The sequence below is a fragment of the Rathayibacter sp. AY1F6 genome, assembly GCF_002932035.1.
Classification (GTDB): domain Bacteria; phylum Actinomycetota; class Actinomycetes; order Actinomycetales; family Microbacteriaceae; genus Rathayibacter.
The window spans coordinates 60,891-74,739 of the sequence record NZ_PSVD01000016.1 but is presented as its reverse complement, the minus strand read 5'-3'; the positions used below and the strand labels follow the sequence as shown (position 1 = coordinate 74,739).

Below are 13,849 nucleotides of genomic sequence, written 5' to 3'. Positions count from 1 at the left end.
CCCCGCCCGGCCGTGACCGGCAGCGCGGCACCGGCGCCCAAGCCCGCCGTCCCCGAGGCTCCGGCCCCCTCCGGGCCGCCGGGGGCCACGACCGGGGGCTCCGCGCCGGGCCCGATCGGCAGCGGCCCGGCCCTGCCCTCCGTCCCGGTCCCGACCCCCGCACCGAGCACTCCGGTCCCGGTTCCTGTTCCGACCGTGACTCCCCCACCGGACACTCCGGCTCCGGCAGCGACGCACGTACCGAGCACTCCGGCGCCGGTCCCTACAGAGGCGCCGAGCACCTCCGCTCCGGTCTCGACTCCCGCACCGGTCACGACCCCCACTCCGGCCGCACCTCCCGCTCCGGCCGCACCGGCCCTCGCGCTCGACACCGACGGCCGGCTGCTGCCCGATGCCCGGGGCACCGCCGCGCCCGGCGCCGAGGTGCTCCTCGAGGACGCCTCCGACGGACACCGTGTGGGCTCCGCCACCGCCGACGCCGACGGCTCCTGGACCGCGCCGGCGCTCCCCCTCCCCGCGGGCAGGACCACGGTGCTGGCGCGCACCGCCGCAGGAGTCAGCGCCCCCGAGACGGTCGACCTGCGCGCTCCGGTGCTCCTCGCCCGGGCCGCGTCGAGCGGGGGCGCGGTCGGCGTGCTCGTGCTCGCCGATCCCGACGCGGACGGCCTCGACCTCCTGGTCGACGGCGGGCAGGTGCGGTTCCTCGTTCCCGGAGCCCCCGTCCTCGCCGCGACGCTGGAGGTCGGTCCCGGGAGGCACACGATCGGCGTCCGCTACTCCTCCCCGGACGGGCGGACGGGACCCGTCGCCGTCGTGTCCGTCGACGCGGGCTGAGGCGCGCGGACCGCCCCGTGCCCCACCGTTATCCTGGGCGGATGCAGCCCGAACCCGCCGCGTCCGCGACTCCCCGGCCCGCCTCCGCGAGCACCCGTCCGACGGGCAGCGACGCCGCGTGGTCCGGCGCCCGGCCCGCGGGAAACCACTGGACCCTGACCTTCGCCTGCCCCGACCAGCCGGGCATCGTGCACGCCGTGTCCGGTGCCGTCGTCCAGGCCCGCGGCAACATCACCGAGAGCCAGCAGTTCTCGAGCGCCGACACCGGCCGCTTCTTCATGCGCCTGCAGGTGGAGTCGCCGATCAGCCGCGAGGAGTTCGCCGCCGCCCTGCTGCCGATCACCGAGCACTACGGGATGACCTGGCGCCTCGACGTCGTCGGCCGGCCGCTGCGCACCCTCGTCCTCGCCTCCACGGCCGCGCACTGCGTCAACGACCTGCTCTTCCGCCAGCGCGCCGGGCAGCTCGCGGTGGACATCCCGATGATCCTGTCCAACCACGGCAGCCTGCGCGACCTCGCCGAGTTCTACGGCGTGCCCTTCGAGTCGCGCCCCGTGGTCTCGCCGGAGTCGAAGCGCGGGTTCGAGGAGCGCGTGCTGGAGGTCGTCGAGGAGCACGACGTCGAGCTCGTGGTCCTGGCGCGCTACATGCAGATCCTCTCCCCCGAGCTCTGCGCGCGACTGGCCGGTCGCGCCATCAACATCCACCACTCGTTCCTGCCGGGCTTCAAGGGCGCGAACCCGTACAAGCAGGCGCACGCCCGCGGCGTCAAGCTGATCGGGGCGACCGCGCACTTCGTGACCAGCGACCTCGACGAGGGGCCGATCATCGAGCAGAACGTGGTGCGCGTGGACCACTCGCACTCGGTCGCCCAGCTCGTGGCCATCGGGCAGGACGAGGAGAGCCGCACGCTCACGCAGGCGGTCAAGTGGTTCGCGGAGGACCGGGTGCTCCTCGACGGGGCCCGCACCATCATCTTCCGCTGACCTCCGGCGGCTAGCATGGTCGGCGTGAATCGAGCAGGAGCGGACACCGCGGGCACCGACATCAGGATCGGCCCGAACGCGATCCTCCGGTTCCTCCTGGAGCTCGTCGCGCTGGCGACCTTCGCCCTCTGGGGCTTCGCGTCGTGGGACCTGCCGTGGAACATCGTCCTCGGCATCGGCGCTCCGGTGGTCGCCGCGCTGATCTGGGCGCTCTTCCTCTCGCCGCGCGCGGTCCTCGCGATCGACGTCTACGGCCGCTCGCTGATCGAGCTGCTCGTGATGGGCGCCGCCGCGCTGGCGTGGCTGGACCTCGGCCAGCCGGTCGTCGCGATCGTCTTCGGCGTCCTCGCCGTCGTCTCCGGCGTCATCGCGGGACGCCGCTCCCTCTGATCCTGACGGCGGCCGCTCAGGCCGAGGGGGCGCTCGCTCGGAGCCGTCCACCGCTGTCCCCGAGGGTGCACCGCGGTCCCCGTGCGCTCGCCGCCGCCTCGGACCGGGACCGAACGCGTCGTCCCGGCTCGCAGCGGCAGGTCGCCACCGCGCTCTCCCGTCGATGCACCTCAGGGGATGCGCGACCGCAGCGGGACCCCGGGCCGATCGCGCCGCCGGGCCCCCAGTCGGAGGTGTTCCGCCCCGCCTGATCGTCGATCTCTCCCCGACCCGCTCCCGCCTCCCCTCTCGAGCCGTTCCCCCACGCAGCCGGGCCGGTCCTGCTCCCGGCACGCACCACGAGCCGCCCCGTCTCCGCCTCCCCGGCCCGGGAACGGCGAACGGCCGCCCCCGCCGCTCCTGGAGGAGCAGGGGGACGGCCGTTCGCGGCGGTCGCGGAGGACTACTCCGCGGCGCCCGCCTCACGCTGCGCCAGGGCGCGGCGTCGGAGGCCGGTGATCACAGCACCTGCACCGAGGAGAGCGAGGGCGGCGGCTCCGAGGAGACCGCCGTCGAAGCCCGTCGACGGGAGGCCGCCGGCGCCGTGGCCGGGCGCGCCCGGTCCGGCGGTCGGCGTGGAGGTGGGCTCCCCCGGTCCGGCGGTGGGGCCGGCCGTCGGCGTCGCGGTCGGCTCCGGGGTGCCCGTGGGCTTCGGAGTCGCGGTCGGCGTCGGGGTGGGGGTGACCGCCTCGGTGACGTCGACGCTCACGAGCGTCGCGAGTCCCGAGTCGGTGTAGGCGACACGGCCGAGGTAGCGGGCCGGGCCCGCCAGGTTCGACCAGGAGACCGCGTACGCGATCGGCTCGCCCTGCACGGCGTCGACCACGGCGGGGTCGGTGCTCAGCGAGCCGAGACCGTTCTCCGGAGTGATGACGAAGCTGCGGAAGTCGAACGTGACGGTCGAGGATCCCGGAGCGGTTGAGTAGACATCGGCCTGGACCGTGTACTCGCCCGGAGCGGGGTCGGCGATGTCGACGCGCTCGTCGGCCGAGCCGGTCGCCGAGGTGAAGACCTTGTCGGTGCTCTCGCTGGTGACGGTGAGGTCGAGGTCGGCCGCGTCGTCGAGCGAGTCGAGGTCGAAGCGGGCGAACTCGGCGCCCTCCGGCACCACGACGGTGGTCGTCAGCGACTTCCCCGTGGGGAGCGTCGCCGAGTGGCCGTCGGCGGCGGTGGCGTCCTCGGCGAGGACACCCTCGGCGAGACCGCTCGCGGTGAGCGGCAGCGCGCCGGTGATGCCGGGCGTGACCGTCACCGTGCCGGTGCCGGTCGAGCCGGTGCCGGAGACCTCGTAGGGCGCGTCCAGCAGGACGGGGCGCACCGCGATCGGGCTGCGGACGTCGTGCTCCGCGCTCGCCCAGGTCAGGTAGCCGGTGGCGAACTGGTTGAGCGCCGCCGAGCCGGTGGTGAAGGAGACCGTGTACTCCGCCGTCTGGCCCGCACCCGTGAAGGAGAGGGTCGAGGGCGAGACGACGGTGTCGATCCCGGCGAGGCCGTCGACCGAGGCGGTGTAGGTGCCCGCGCCGGTCGAGGTGACCGTGCGGGTCACAGTCTGCGTGCCCGCGAGGGCGCCGATCGCGATCGAGGCCTGGTTGAGGTCGGACGGGTCGATCGCGGCGATCGGGTCGATCACCGGGTTCGAGGTGAAGACGTAGCCCGCACCCTTGAGGAACGCGATCCAGTCCTCCGTGCCGCTCTGGTAGAGCAGTCCGGGATCGAGGAACGCGGCCGGGTCGACGTGTCCCGCGCCCTGGGCGAAGACGTCCTCGGACGCGGCGCCCGACTGGTCGACGCTGTCGTAGGCGGAGGTCATCATGGCCGACTTCACCGCGGACGGGGAGGCCTTCGGGGTCGCGCCGAGGATCAGCGCGCCGAGGCCCGCCACGTGCGGCGACGACATCGAGGTGCCGGACTCGAACGCGAAGGCGGGGTCGTCGCCCTCGGCGTTGAAGCTGTCGGCGAGGATCGCGACGCCGGGCGCCGTGAGGTCGGGCTTCAGCACGTCGGCGCCGTCCGCCTCAGCGGGTCCGCGCGACGAGAAGCCGGCGACCTGCGGGACGGGGATGGAGGCTCCGGACGAGTTGCCCTCGGAGAGGGTCACGGTCGCACCGGCGGTGCCGGCGTAGGTCGTGATCGCCTGGTAGGCCTGCGAGTCGATCTGGATGCTCGGGACCGAGTGGTCGTCGACGTGCAGGGCGTTCGGGGTCGGGTTGAGCAGCAGCATGCCGATGCCGCCGGCCCGCTCGACCTCGGCCGACTTGGAGACGCGCGCGGTGACGCCCGCGGTGCAGGCGACGATCGTGCCCTTCACCTTGTCGGGGTCGAGGGTGCCGGTCTCGCAGATGGCGGGGTTCTCGGCGCCCGAGCGGACGACGTCGGCGCTGTTCACCAGCGGTCCGGTGACGTCCTCGTGGACCGAAATGGATCCTCCGACGAACTTCTGGCCGTCGCCGAGAGCGGCGGTCGCGGTGTAGGTCGGGATGGAGGACGCGGCGACCGTGGTGTACCAGGGCGACGCGTGGTCGAGCGTGGAGGCGCCCGCACCCGAGTTGCCGGCCGAGGCCGCGACGAAGACGCCGGCGGCGGCGGCGTTGAGGAACGCCTCGTCGATCGCGGTCAGGGTCGAGGTGGCCGAGCCGCCGCCGATCGAGAAGTTGATGACGTCGACGCCGTCCTTGGTCGCGGCGTCGATGGCCGCGAGGATGCCCGCTCCGGAGCAGAAGTCGTCGTCGTCGGTGCCCTCGTCGGGTCCGTTCCAGCAGACCTTGTACGCGGCGACCTTGGCGGCCGGGGCGACTCCGGAGATCTTCCCGTAGTCGTAGCCGTCGACGCTCGCCTCGACGCCGTTGTTGCCGGCTGCCGTGCTCGCGGTGTGCGAGCCGTGTCCGTCGGCGTCGCGCGGGGAGCGGTACTCGGGGTTGTCCGTCGAGCCGACCTCCTCGTCCGCGAGGAACCAGCGTGCGCCGATGAGCTTCTGGTTGCACTCGTCGCCGTCCCACTGCTCGGAGGCGGGGAGCCCCGGCGAGCAGGAGCCGACGAAGGTGCCGCCGTCCGACTTCACGAAGGAGGTGGTGGTGCCGTCCGTGTAGGGGGCCGCTCCGGGCGAGGTCGCCAGGGGCGCGCCTGCGAAGGAGGGGTTCTCGGGCGCGATGCCGGAGTCGATGACGCCGACGACGACGCCCTCGCCCGCCTTGTCGATGCCGCCCAGCTTCTGCCAGACGCCGTTCTCGCCCTCGAGGCCGAGGAAGTCGGTGGAGCGCTGCTGTCCGGTGTCGGGCACGGGGGTACCGGCGGCGGCCGCGGCGAGCGGCGAGGCCTGCGCGGCGCGGTCGACCTTCAGGTTCTCGACCTTGCGGACCTGGGCGACGTCGCGGCGGCTCGCGAGCTCGCCCGCCTGCTCGCCCGAGAGGGTCGCGGAGAAGCCGTTGAGGGCGACGGTGTAGTGGTAGCCGATGGCGGCGTCGACCGCGGAGGCGACGTCCTCCTGGCGCTGCTCGAGGTGGGCGGAGTAGTCCTCCACCGGAGCCGAGGCGGCCTGCAGCTGCGCACCGTCGACGGGCGCCGTGCGGGCGAAGCGGGCATCGCTGCCCTGGTAGGTGGCCGCGGAGGGCTCGACGAGGGTGACGACGTAGTCGCCGTCGTCGAAGCTCTGGCCGACGGAGAGCCCGCCGACGAGCGAGGCACTGCCGGCGAGAGGGGCGGCACTGGCGCCGGTGGTGGCGAAGGCCGCGGTCGCGGCGACTCCGAGGACGGCGAGGCCCGCGAGGATGCGCCTCTCAGCGCGGCGGACGGGTGGTCGGTGGGACAGGTGGATCGGCAATCGATGTCCTTACTCACATTCGCTGGGAACCGGATCGGTTTCCACACAGAAACGACCCTACGAACTCGATTGCCCAGCTTTGTTACGAACAGGTAACGAAGTTGACGCTGAAGGGGGCCGATCCGTTGGCACTCCCCCTCCCCGAGTGCTAATTTAATCGCGTTGAGCCGGGTCGGCTCAACTCTTGGAACTCTTCGTTGCACGACTGAATGGAGTGATCTCATGGCTGTCACCTACGACCCCGTCCGCGAGCTGGACCGCCTCGCCACCGCCCTCCTCGGCTCCGGTCAGGGGCCCCGCCGGATGCCGATCGACCTGTACCGGGACGGCGACCACTACGTCCTCACCGCCGACCTCCCCGGCATCGACCCGGGGTCCGTCGACGTCGACGTGGACGGGCAGCTCCTCACCATCCGTGCCCAGCGCACCGTCGCGAGCGGCGACGACGCCACCTGGATCACCCGGGAGCGCCAGTCGGCGACCTTCGTCCGCCAGCTGAGCCTCGGCCAGGGCGTCGACACCGAGCGCATCGCCGCGTCCTACGACAACGGCGTGCTCTCGGTGACCATCCCGGTCAGCGAGAAGGCGCGTCCCCGCCGCATCGAGGTCGTCTCGACCGCCCGCCCCGAGCAGGTGCGGATCGGCGAGGCGGCCGCCGAATAGGACGACGAGCGAGGGCCCGTCCGCGATCGTGCGGGCGGGCCCTCCGCCTGTCCGCACGCCCTACGCTGGCCGGATGCGCGCCTCCTCCTCCGACACCGCTGTCGGCGTCCTGCTCCCCCGCGATCTCCCCGCCTCCGAGGTGCTCGGCTACGCCCGCCGCGCCGAGGAGCTCGGCTTCGACGAGCTCTGGGTGGTCGAGGACCTCGGCTTCCGCGGCGGCATCGCCCAGGCCGGCGCGGTGCTCGCCGCCACCGAGCGGATCGTCGTCGGCATCGGCATCCTGCCCGCCGCCGTCCGCACGGCGGCCTTCACCGCGATGGAGCTCGGCACTCTCGCCGAACTGTTCCCCGGCCGCGTCCACGCCGGCATCGGGCACGGGATGCCGCACTGGATGCGCGGCCTCGGCGTCTGGCCGCGCAGCCCGCTCACCCTGCTCGAGGAGCAGTTCGACGCGATCCGCTCGCTGCTCTCCGGCGAGCGCACCGACCGCTCCGGCCGCTACGTGCACGTGGACGGCCTCGTCCTGGAGTCGCCGCCCGCCGTCGTGCCGCCGCTGCTGGCCGGCGTCCGCGGACCGAAGTCGCTGGCGCTCGCGGGCCGGATCGCCGACGGGGTCGTCCTGGCCGAGCCCGTCACTCCGGAGTACCTCGCGGCGGCCCGCAGCCACCTCGGCGGCACCGGACGGATCGTCGCCTACAACGTGGCAGCCGTGGACGACGACGCGGCCGCCGCGCGCGACGCGGTCCGGCCGGGACTCGAGTGGATCGGCGAGCCGGACTGGGCGCCGCACATCGAGCCGCTCCCCTTCGCGGAGGACTTCGCCCGCCTGCGGGCCGAGAGCGCCGACCGCGCCGCCTTCGTCCGCGACCTGCCCGACGCCTGGGTCGACCAGCTGGCCGTCGTGGGCACCCCCGAGGACACTCGTCGCCGCATCGGCCTGCTGCACGAGGCCGGTGCGTCGAGCGTCGTGCTGATGCCGTCGGGGCCCGATCCGCTCCACGCGATGGAGGACCTCGCCCGGGCACTCTGAGGCGCTCGGCCCGGGCGCGTCCCACCGGGCCCGGAGACGCGTCCGGCCCGCAGGATCCGAGGATCGTGCGGGCCGGACGCGTCTGCCGAAGCCGGAGATCAGGCCGACATGCGGGCCTTCAGGTTCTCGTCGAGGGTCGCGAGGAACTCCTCGGTCGTCTGCCAGCCCTGCTCGGGTCCGACGAGCAGGGCGAGGTCCTTCGTCATCTTCCCGGACTCGACCGTCTTGATGACCACGTCCTCCAGGGTGAGCGAGAAGTCGATGAGCTCCTGGTTGCCGTCGAGCTTGCCGCGGTGCGCGAGACCGCGCGTCCAGGCGTAGATCGAGGCGATCGGGTTCGTCGAGGTGGGCTTGCCGGCCTGGTGCTGGCGGTAGTGGCGCGTGACGGTGCCGTGCGCCGCCTCCGCCTCGACGACGCTGCCGTCGGGCGTGGAGAGCACGGAGGTCATCAGGCCCAGCGAGCCGAAGCCCTGCGCGACGGTGTCGGACTGGACGTCGCCGTCGTAGTTCTTGCAGGCCCAGACGTAGCCGCCCTCCCACTTCATGGCCGAGGCGACCATGTCGTCGATGAGGCGGTGCTCGTAGGTGAGGCCCGCGGCGTCGAAGCGCTCCTTGAACTCGGTCTCGAAGATCTCCTCGAAGATGTCCTTGAAGCGGCCGTCGTAGGCCTTGAGGATCGTGTTCTTGGTGGAGAGGTAGACCGGGTAGTTGCGCGAGAGGCCGTAGTTCAGCGACGAGCGGGCGAAGTCGCGGATCGACGCGTCCTGGTTGTACTGGACCTGCGCGATGCCGTCGTCCGGGGCCTTGTAGACCTCGAACCTCATCGGCTCGGAGCCGTCCTCGGGCGTGAACTCGACGGTCAGCGTGCCCTTGCCCTTGAAGACGAAGTCGGTGGCGCGGTACTGGTCGCCGAACGCGTGGCGGCCGATGATGATCGGCTTGTTCCAGCCGGGGACCAGGCGCGGGATGTTCGAGATGATGATCGGCTCGCGGAAGATCACGCCGCCGAGGATGTTGCGGATCGTGCCGTTGGGTGACTTCCACATCTTCTTGAGGCCGAACTCCTCGACGCGGGCCTCGTCGGGGGTGATGGTCGCGCACTTCACGCCGACGCCGTGCTTCTGGATGGCGTGCGCCGCGTCGATCGTGACCTGGTCGTCCGTCTCGTCGCGGTACTCGATGCCGAGGTCGTAGTACTCGAGGTTCACGTCGAGGTACGGGTGGATGAGGGTGTCCTTGATCTTCTGCCAGATGATGCGCGTCATCTCGTCGCCGTCGAGCTCGACGACCGTTCCCTCAACCTTGATCTTGGACATTGCTCTCCCATGGTGTCGATGACCCCGCACCTGTGCGGGACGGGCGGCTCTGCACCGCTCCGGATGGCCTCCGCCAGCCTACCCGAGGCCCGAACTGTCTCGATGTCGAGACAGTTCTCGATCGTCCGCGCCGGGGCCGGCGCACGTCGCCCGACAGGAGGATGCCCGCCGTCCTGCGCCGCCGGTACAGTGACGGCATGAGTGACCTCCGCCTGGAAGAGCTGTCCGCCTCGAACATCTCCGCCGTGAACGGCCTGAGCCTCAAACCCGGCCAGGAGCAGTTCATCGCGCCGGTCTCCTACTCCGCCGCCGCCGCGGTGATCGACCCGGGCGCCTCCTGGCAGCGGGCCGTGATGGACGGCGACGAGCTGGTCGGCTTCATCCACGCGCACTTCGACCCGGAGGCGGCGGAGGAGTTCCGCAGCTGCATCTGGCGCATCAACATCGACGCGGCGAAGCAGGGCCGCGGCGTCGGCACCTTCGCCGTCCGCGCCACCGCCGACGAGGCGCGCGCCCGCGGCTTCGACACGCTCACGGTGATCTGGGAGTCCGGCGAGGACGGCCCGGAGCAGTTCTTCCGCTGGATCGGCTTCGAGGTCGTCGGCGAGACGCAGTACGGCGAGAACATCGGGGCGCTGACGCTCTGAGCGCGGCGCCGGAGGCAGCGGAGCCGGCCGACTTCGTCTCCGCCGTCCTCGAGGTGGTCGCCTCCATCCCGCCCGGCCGCGTGATGGCCTACGGCGAGATCGCCGCGGTCCTCGGCACGCGTGCGGCACGCGCGGTCGGCACGGTGATGGCCCGCTACGGCTCCGACACCGCCTGGTGGCGCGTCGTCCGCGCGGGAGGAGCGCCCCCGGTCGGCCACGAGGAGCGCGCCCGCCGGGAGTACGAGCGCGAGGGCACGCCCCTCGTCGTCACGCCGGGCGGCTGGCGCGTCGACGTGCGCAGCGCCCGCTGGCGCCCCTGAGCCGGGAGCGGCTCCGGGACGTGAGTCGCGAGCGGCAGCCGATCAGACGAGCGAGTCCCGCCAGGCCGCGTGCAGGGTGGCGAAGCGGCCCTCGCCGGCGATGAGCGCCTCCGGAGTGCCGTCCTCGACGATGCGGCCGTGCTCCATCACCAGCACCCGGTCGGCGATCGCGACCGTCGAGAGGCGGTGCGCGATGATGACCGCCGTGCGGTCCGCCAGGAGCGTCTGCAGGCCCTGCTGCACCAGGCGCTCGCTCGGGATGTCGAGGGAGGAGGTCGCCTCGTCCAGGATCAGCACCGCCGGGTCGGCCAGGAACGCGCGGGCGAACGAGATCAGCTGGCGCTGACCGGCCGAGACGCGGCCGCCGCGCTTGTTCACGTCGGTGTCGTAGCCGTCCGGCAGCGCCTGGATGAACTCGTGCGCGCCGACCGCCTGCGCGGCCCGGACGATCTCGTCGTAGGACGCGGTCGGCCGCCCGATCGCGATGTTGTCGGCGACGGATCCGGAGAAGAGGTACGCCTCCTGGGTGACCATCACGATCGCGCGCCGCAGGTCCTTCGGGTGCAGCTGCCGCAGGTCCACGCCGTCGAGGGTCACCACGCCGTCGCTCGGGTCGTAGAAGCGCGAGATCAGCTTGGCGAGCGTCGTCTTGCCGGCGCCCGTGGACCCGACGAGGGCGATGGTCTGCCCTGCGGGGATGTCGAGGTCGAAGCGCGGCAGCACCTCGCGGTCGGCGGTGTAGGCGAAGCGGACGCCCTCGAAGCCGAGGCGGCCCCGCGCCTGGCGCAGGTCGACCGGGCGGGCCGGATCCGGGACGCTCGGCTCCTCGGCCAGCACGCCCGAGATCTTCTCGAGCGCGGCGGCCGCCGACTGGTAGGAGTTGTAGAACATCGCCATCTCCTGCACCGGGTCGAAGAAGCGCCGGGTGTAGAGCAGGACCGCCAGCAGCGCGCCGATCTCGAGCCCGCCGTCGAGCACGCGGACGCCGCCGATGAACAGCACCACGGCGACGGTGACGTTGCCGATCAGCACGAGCCCGGGGTCGAAGGTGCCGAACACCCCGAAGACGCGCTTGTAGGCGAGCCGGTACTGCTCGACGACCCCGCCGAACACGGACTCGTTGCGCTTCTGCGTGCGGAAGGTCTGCACGGCGCGGATGCCGGTCATCGACTCCACGAACTGCACGATCAGTCGCGACGAGGCGACGCGGGTGCCGCGGAACAGCGCCTGCGACCGCTTCTGGAACCAGCGGGTGAGCAGCGCGAGCGGCACCAGGGCGCAGGCGAGCACGATGCCGCTCACGCCGTCCAGGGAGACGAGGGCGATCGCGACGAAGCCCATGTAGAGCGCACCCTGCACCAGCTGGTTGATGCCGGAGTCGAGCAGCTCGCGGATGGAGTCGAGGTCGCTGGTCTGGCGCGAGATGATCCGGCCGGAGGTGTAGTTCTCGTGGAACTCCAGGCTCAGCTTCTGGGTGTGCAGGAAGACCCGCTTGCGCAGGTCGATCAGGATCGCCTGGCTCACCCTCGCGGAGAGCACGGTGTACCAGGCGACCAGGAGCGCGCCGACGAGTCCGGTGAGGATGTAGGCGCCGACCGTGACCGCCAGCGGGACCGCGTTCCCCGCGAGGACCGCGGGCAGACCGTTGTCGATGCCCGCCGCGATCAGCGCCGGTCCCGCGACCTGGGCAGCGGTCGCGACGACGACCACGACCGCGGTGAGCACCAGCCGCAGCCGGAGCGGCCGCAGCAGGGAGCCGAGCAGCCGCAGCGAGCGCCGGCGCAGGGCCGCCGACTCCGCTCTGCTGAGGTCGTCGCGCTCCTCGGAGGATCCGAGCGTGCTCATGATCGCGTCTCCTGGTGGGTCGTCGTGGGGCGGGAGCCGATGCGCTCGGTTCCGGCGGGCCGGGTCAGCTCGTCCTCCTCGAGGCTCGAGATGACGAAGCGGTAGTGCGGGCTGCTCGCGAGCAGCTCGCTGTGGGTGCCGACCGCGGTGATGCGGCCCTCCTCCATCAGTGCCACGCGATCGGCGAGCGCCACCGTCGAGGGGCGGTGGGCGACGATGATCGCCGTGGTGTCGCCGAGCACGCGGCGCAGCCCTGCCTCGACGCGCGCCTCCGTGTCGACGTCGAGCGCCGAGAGCGGGTCGTCGAGGACAAGCACCGCCGGACGAGCGGCCACCGCGCGGGCGAGGGCCAGGCGCTGGCGCTGGCCGCCGGAGAGGCTCATCCCCTCCTCGCCCACCTTGGTGTCCAGGCCCTCGGGAAGGCGGTGGACGAAGTCGGCCTGCGCGATCTCGAGGGCCTCGAGCAGCTCCTCCTCGGTCGCGTCGGGTCGGCCGAGGAGGACGTTCTCGCGCACGCTGGTGGAGAAGAGCGTCGCGTCCTCGAACGCCATGCCGATGTGCATGCGCAGCTCGTCGCGGCGGAGCCGGCGGATGTCGACGCCGTCGAGCTCGATGGCTCCGCCGGTCACGTCGTAGAGGCGCGGGAGCAGCGCGGTGAGCGTCGTCTTCCCGGAGCCGGTGATGCCGACCAGCGCCATCGTCTCGCCCGGCTCGACCTCGAGGTCGACGCCGTCGAGGAGGTCGCGGTAGCGCTCGGGGGCGTCCTGGTACCGGAAGTGGACGTCGCGGAAGCGCACCCGGCCGCGCGGCTCGAGGATCGTCTCGGGGTCCTCCGGGTCGGTGATGGTGTTCCGGCTGTCCATCACCTCGAAGTAGCGGTCGACCGCCGTGCGGGTGTCGAAGGTCATCGAGAGGAGGAAGCCGATCGACTCGACCGGCCAGCGCAGCACGGTCGCGGTGGCGAAGAAGGCGAACAGCTCGCCGACGCTCAGCTGACCGGCCGCGGCGAGCCAGACCCCGCCGAGCAGGCAGAGCGCGAACGCGATGTCCGGCACCAGCAGGAGGACGAGCCAGATCCCGGCGATGGCACGGGCTTTGTCGATCTCGGTGCCGCGGAGCTTCTCGGCCTGGCCGGCGAAGTTCTCCAGCGCGTGCTGGTGGCGGCCGAAGGCCTTCAGGACGCGGATGCCGTGCACCGACTGCTCGACGGTCGTGGCGAGGTCGCCCGCCTGGTCCTGGCTGCGGCGCGCGATGCTCGAGTAGCGCTTCTCGAACGCGAACCCGTAGATCCAGACCGGGATCGAGCACACGACGAAGAGCACGCCGAGGATCGGGTTCCAGTAGACGAGGACGCCGAAGCCGACGACGATCGTCAGCGCGTTGACCACGAGCAGGACGAAGCCGAAGGCGATCCAGCGGCGGATGAGGCTGAGGTCGCTCATCGCCCGCGACAGGAGCTGCCCGCTCTGCCAGCGGTCGTGGAACGAGACGGGGAGGTCCTGCAGGCGGCTGTAGAGCGCCGAGCGCATGCGCGCCTCGATCCGCGTGCTGGGGGTGAGGACCATCCGGCGGCGCAGCGCGATGGCACCGGCCTCGACGACGCCGAGCACGAGGATGACGGCGACCGGGCCGATCAGCGGCCCGAGGTCGCCGGAGCCGGCGGAGGCCGCTCCGTCCCCCAGCGGCCCGTCGACGAGCTGCTGCAGGACGATCGGGATGACCAGCGACACCAGGCTCGCCACGAGCGCGACCGCGATGCCGCCGACCAGCCGGGGCAGGGAGTCGCCGACGAAGGGGACGAGGCGCAGCAGGGTCTGCAGCGTGCTCGGGCGCTTCTGCGCGGGGGCGCCGGGAGACGGGAGGGCGGGAGCGGACACGGCGGAGGGCTTTCGCGACGAGGGCGGGGCCTCCCCGCCCACCCGGCAGGGGAGGCGGGAGGTGCCACCGGGCCGAAGAGCTCCG

At 72.5% G+C, this 13,849-nt stretch carries 10 protein-coding genes and 1 pseudogene; 7 read left to right on the top strand and 4 right to left on the bottom strand.

Annotation, left to right across the window (positions count from 1 at the left end; genetic code table 11):
- The 3 genes and pseudogenes from C5C44_RS12775 to C5C44_RS12765 form a co-directional block, all read left to right on the top strand.
- Positions 1-834 (top strand): annotated as a pseudogene (locus C5C44_RS12775) (hypothetical protein); the annotation flags it as partial.
- Positions 835-875: 41 nt separating this feature from the next.
- Positions 876-1,820 (top strand): formyltetrahydrofolate deformylase, encoded by a 945-nt coding sequence (gene purU, locus C5C44_RS12770; RefSeq protein ID WP_104227281.1) that lies wholly within the window; start codon positions 876-878, stop codon positions 1,818-1,820.
- A 24-nt stretch (positions 1,821-1,844) separates the two neighbouring features.
- Positions 1,845-2,210, top strand: coding sequence for a YrdB family protein (locus tag C5C44_RS12765; RefSeq protein ID WP_104276971.1), 366 nt, complete (start codon positions 1,845-1,847; stop codon positions 2,208-2,210).
- Between the two features lie 442 nt (positions 2,211-2,652).
- Here C5C44_RS12765 and C5C44_RS12760 read toward each other — a convergent pair whose 3' ends face one another.
- A complete protein-coding gene (locus C5C44_RS12760; RefSeq protein WP_104335966.1) occupies positions 2,653-6,066 on the bottom strand; it encodes a S8 family serine peptidase in 3,414 nt (1,137 codons plus the stop codon).
- Positions 6,067-6,288: 222 nt separating this feature from the next.
- Here C5C44_RS12760 and C5C44_RS12755 point away from each other — a divergent pair, with 222 nt between their 5' ends.
- Positions 6,289-6,729 (top strand): Hsp20/alpha crystallin family protein, encoded by a 441-nt coding sequence (locus C5C44_RS12755; protein ID WP_104335965.1) that lies wholly within the window; start codon positions 6,289-6,291, stop codon positions 6,727-6,729.
- 73 nt (positions 6,730-6,802) lie between these two features.
- Positions 6,803-7,759 carry an LLM class flavin-dependent oxidoreductase gene (locus C5C44_RS12750; RefSeq protein WP_104335964.1) on the top strand — a complete coding sequence of 319 codons (957 nt, stop codon included), beginning with the start codon at positions 6,803-6,805 and terminating at the stop codon, positions 7,757-7,759.
- A gap of 98 nt (positions 7,760-7,857) precedes the next feature.
- Here C5C44_RS12750 and C5C44_RS12745 read toward each other — a convergent pair whose 3' ends face one another.
- Complete coding sequence (locus tag C5C44_RS12745; RefSeq protein WP_104224939.1) at positions 7,858-9,075, bottom strand: NADP-dependent isocitrate dehydrogenase; 1,218 nt, start codon at positions 9,073-9,075, stop codon at positions 7,858-7,860.
- Positions 9,076-9,272: 197 nt separating this feature from the next.
- On the opposite strand from C5C44_RS12745, the gene C5C44_RS12740 reads away from it, so the two are divergent.
- Together C5C44_RS12740 and C5C44_RS12735 are read left to right on the top strand one after the other, a co-directional pair.
- Complete coding sequence (locus tag C5C44_RS12740; protein WP_104224946.1) at positions 9,273-9,722, top strand: GNAT family N-acetyltransferase; 450 nt, start codon at positions 9,273-9,275, stop codon at positions 9,720-9,722.
- On the top strand, positions 9,719-10,042 hold the full coding sequence (locus C5C44_RS12735) for an MGMT family protein (protein WP_104238475.1): 324 nt from the start codon (positions 9,719-9,721) through the stop codon (positions 10,040-10,042). Before C5C44_RS12740 ends, C5C44_RS12735 begins: the two co-directional genes overlap by 4 nt.
- A gap of 42 nt (positions 10,043-10,084) precedes the next feature.
- On the opposite strand, the gene C5C44_RS12730 is transcribed toward C5C44_RS12735, so the two are convergent.
- Complete coding sequence (locus C5C44_RS12730; RefSeq protein ID WP_104258297.1) at positions 10,085-11,887, bottom strand: ABC transporter ATP-binding protein; 1,803 nt, start codon at positions 11,885-11,887, stop codon at positions 10,085-10,087.
- Positions 11,884-13,764: an ABC transporter ATP-binding protein gene (locus tag C5C44_RS12725; protein WP_104327981.1), complete on the bottom strand. Its 1,881-nt coding sequence runs from the start codon at positions 13,762-13,764 to the stop codon at positions 11,884-11,886. Before C5C44_RS12725 ends, C5C44_RS12730 begins: the two co-directional genes overlap by 4 nt.
- Between the last annotated feature and the right edge of the window lie 85 nt (positions 13,765-13,849).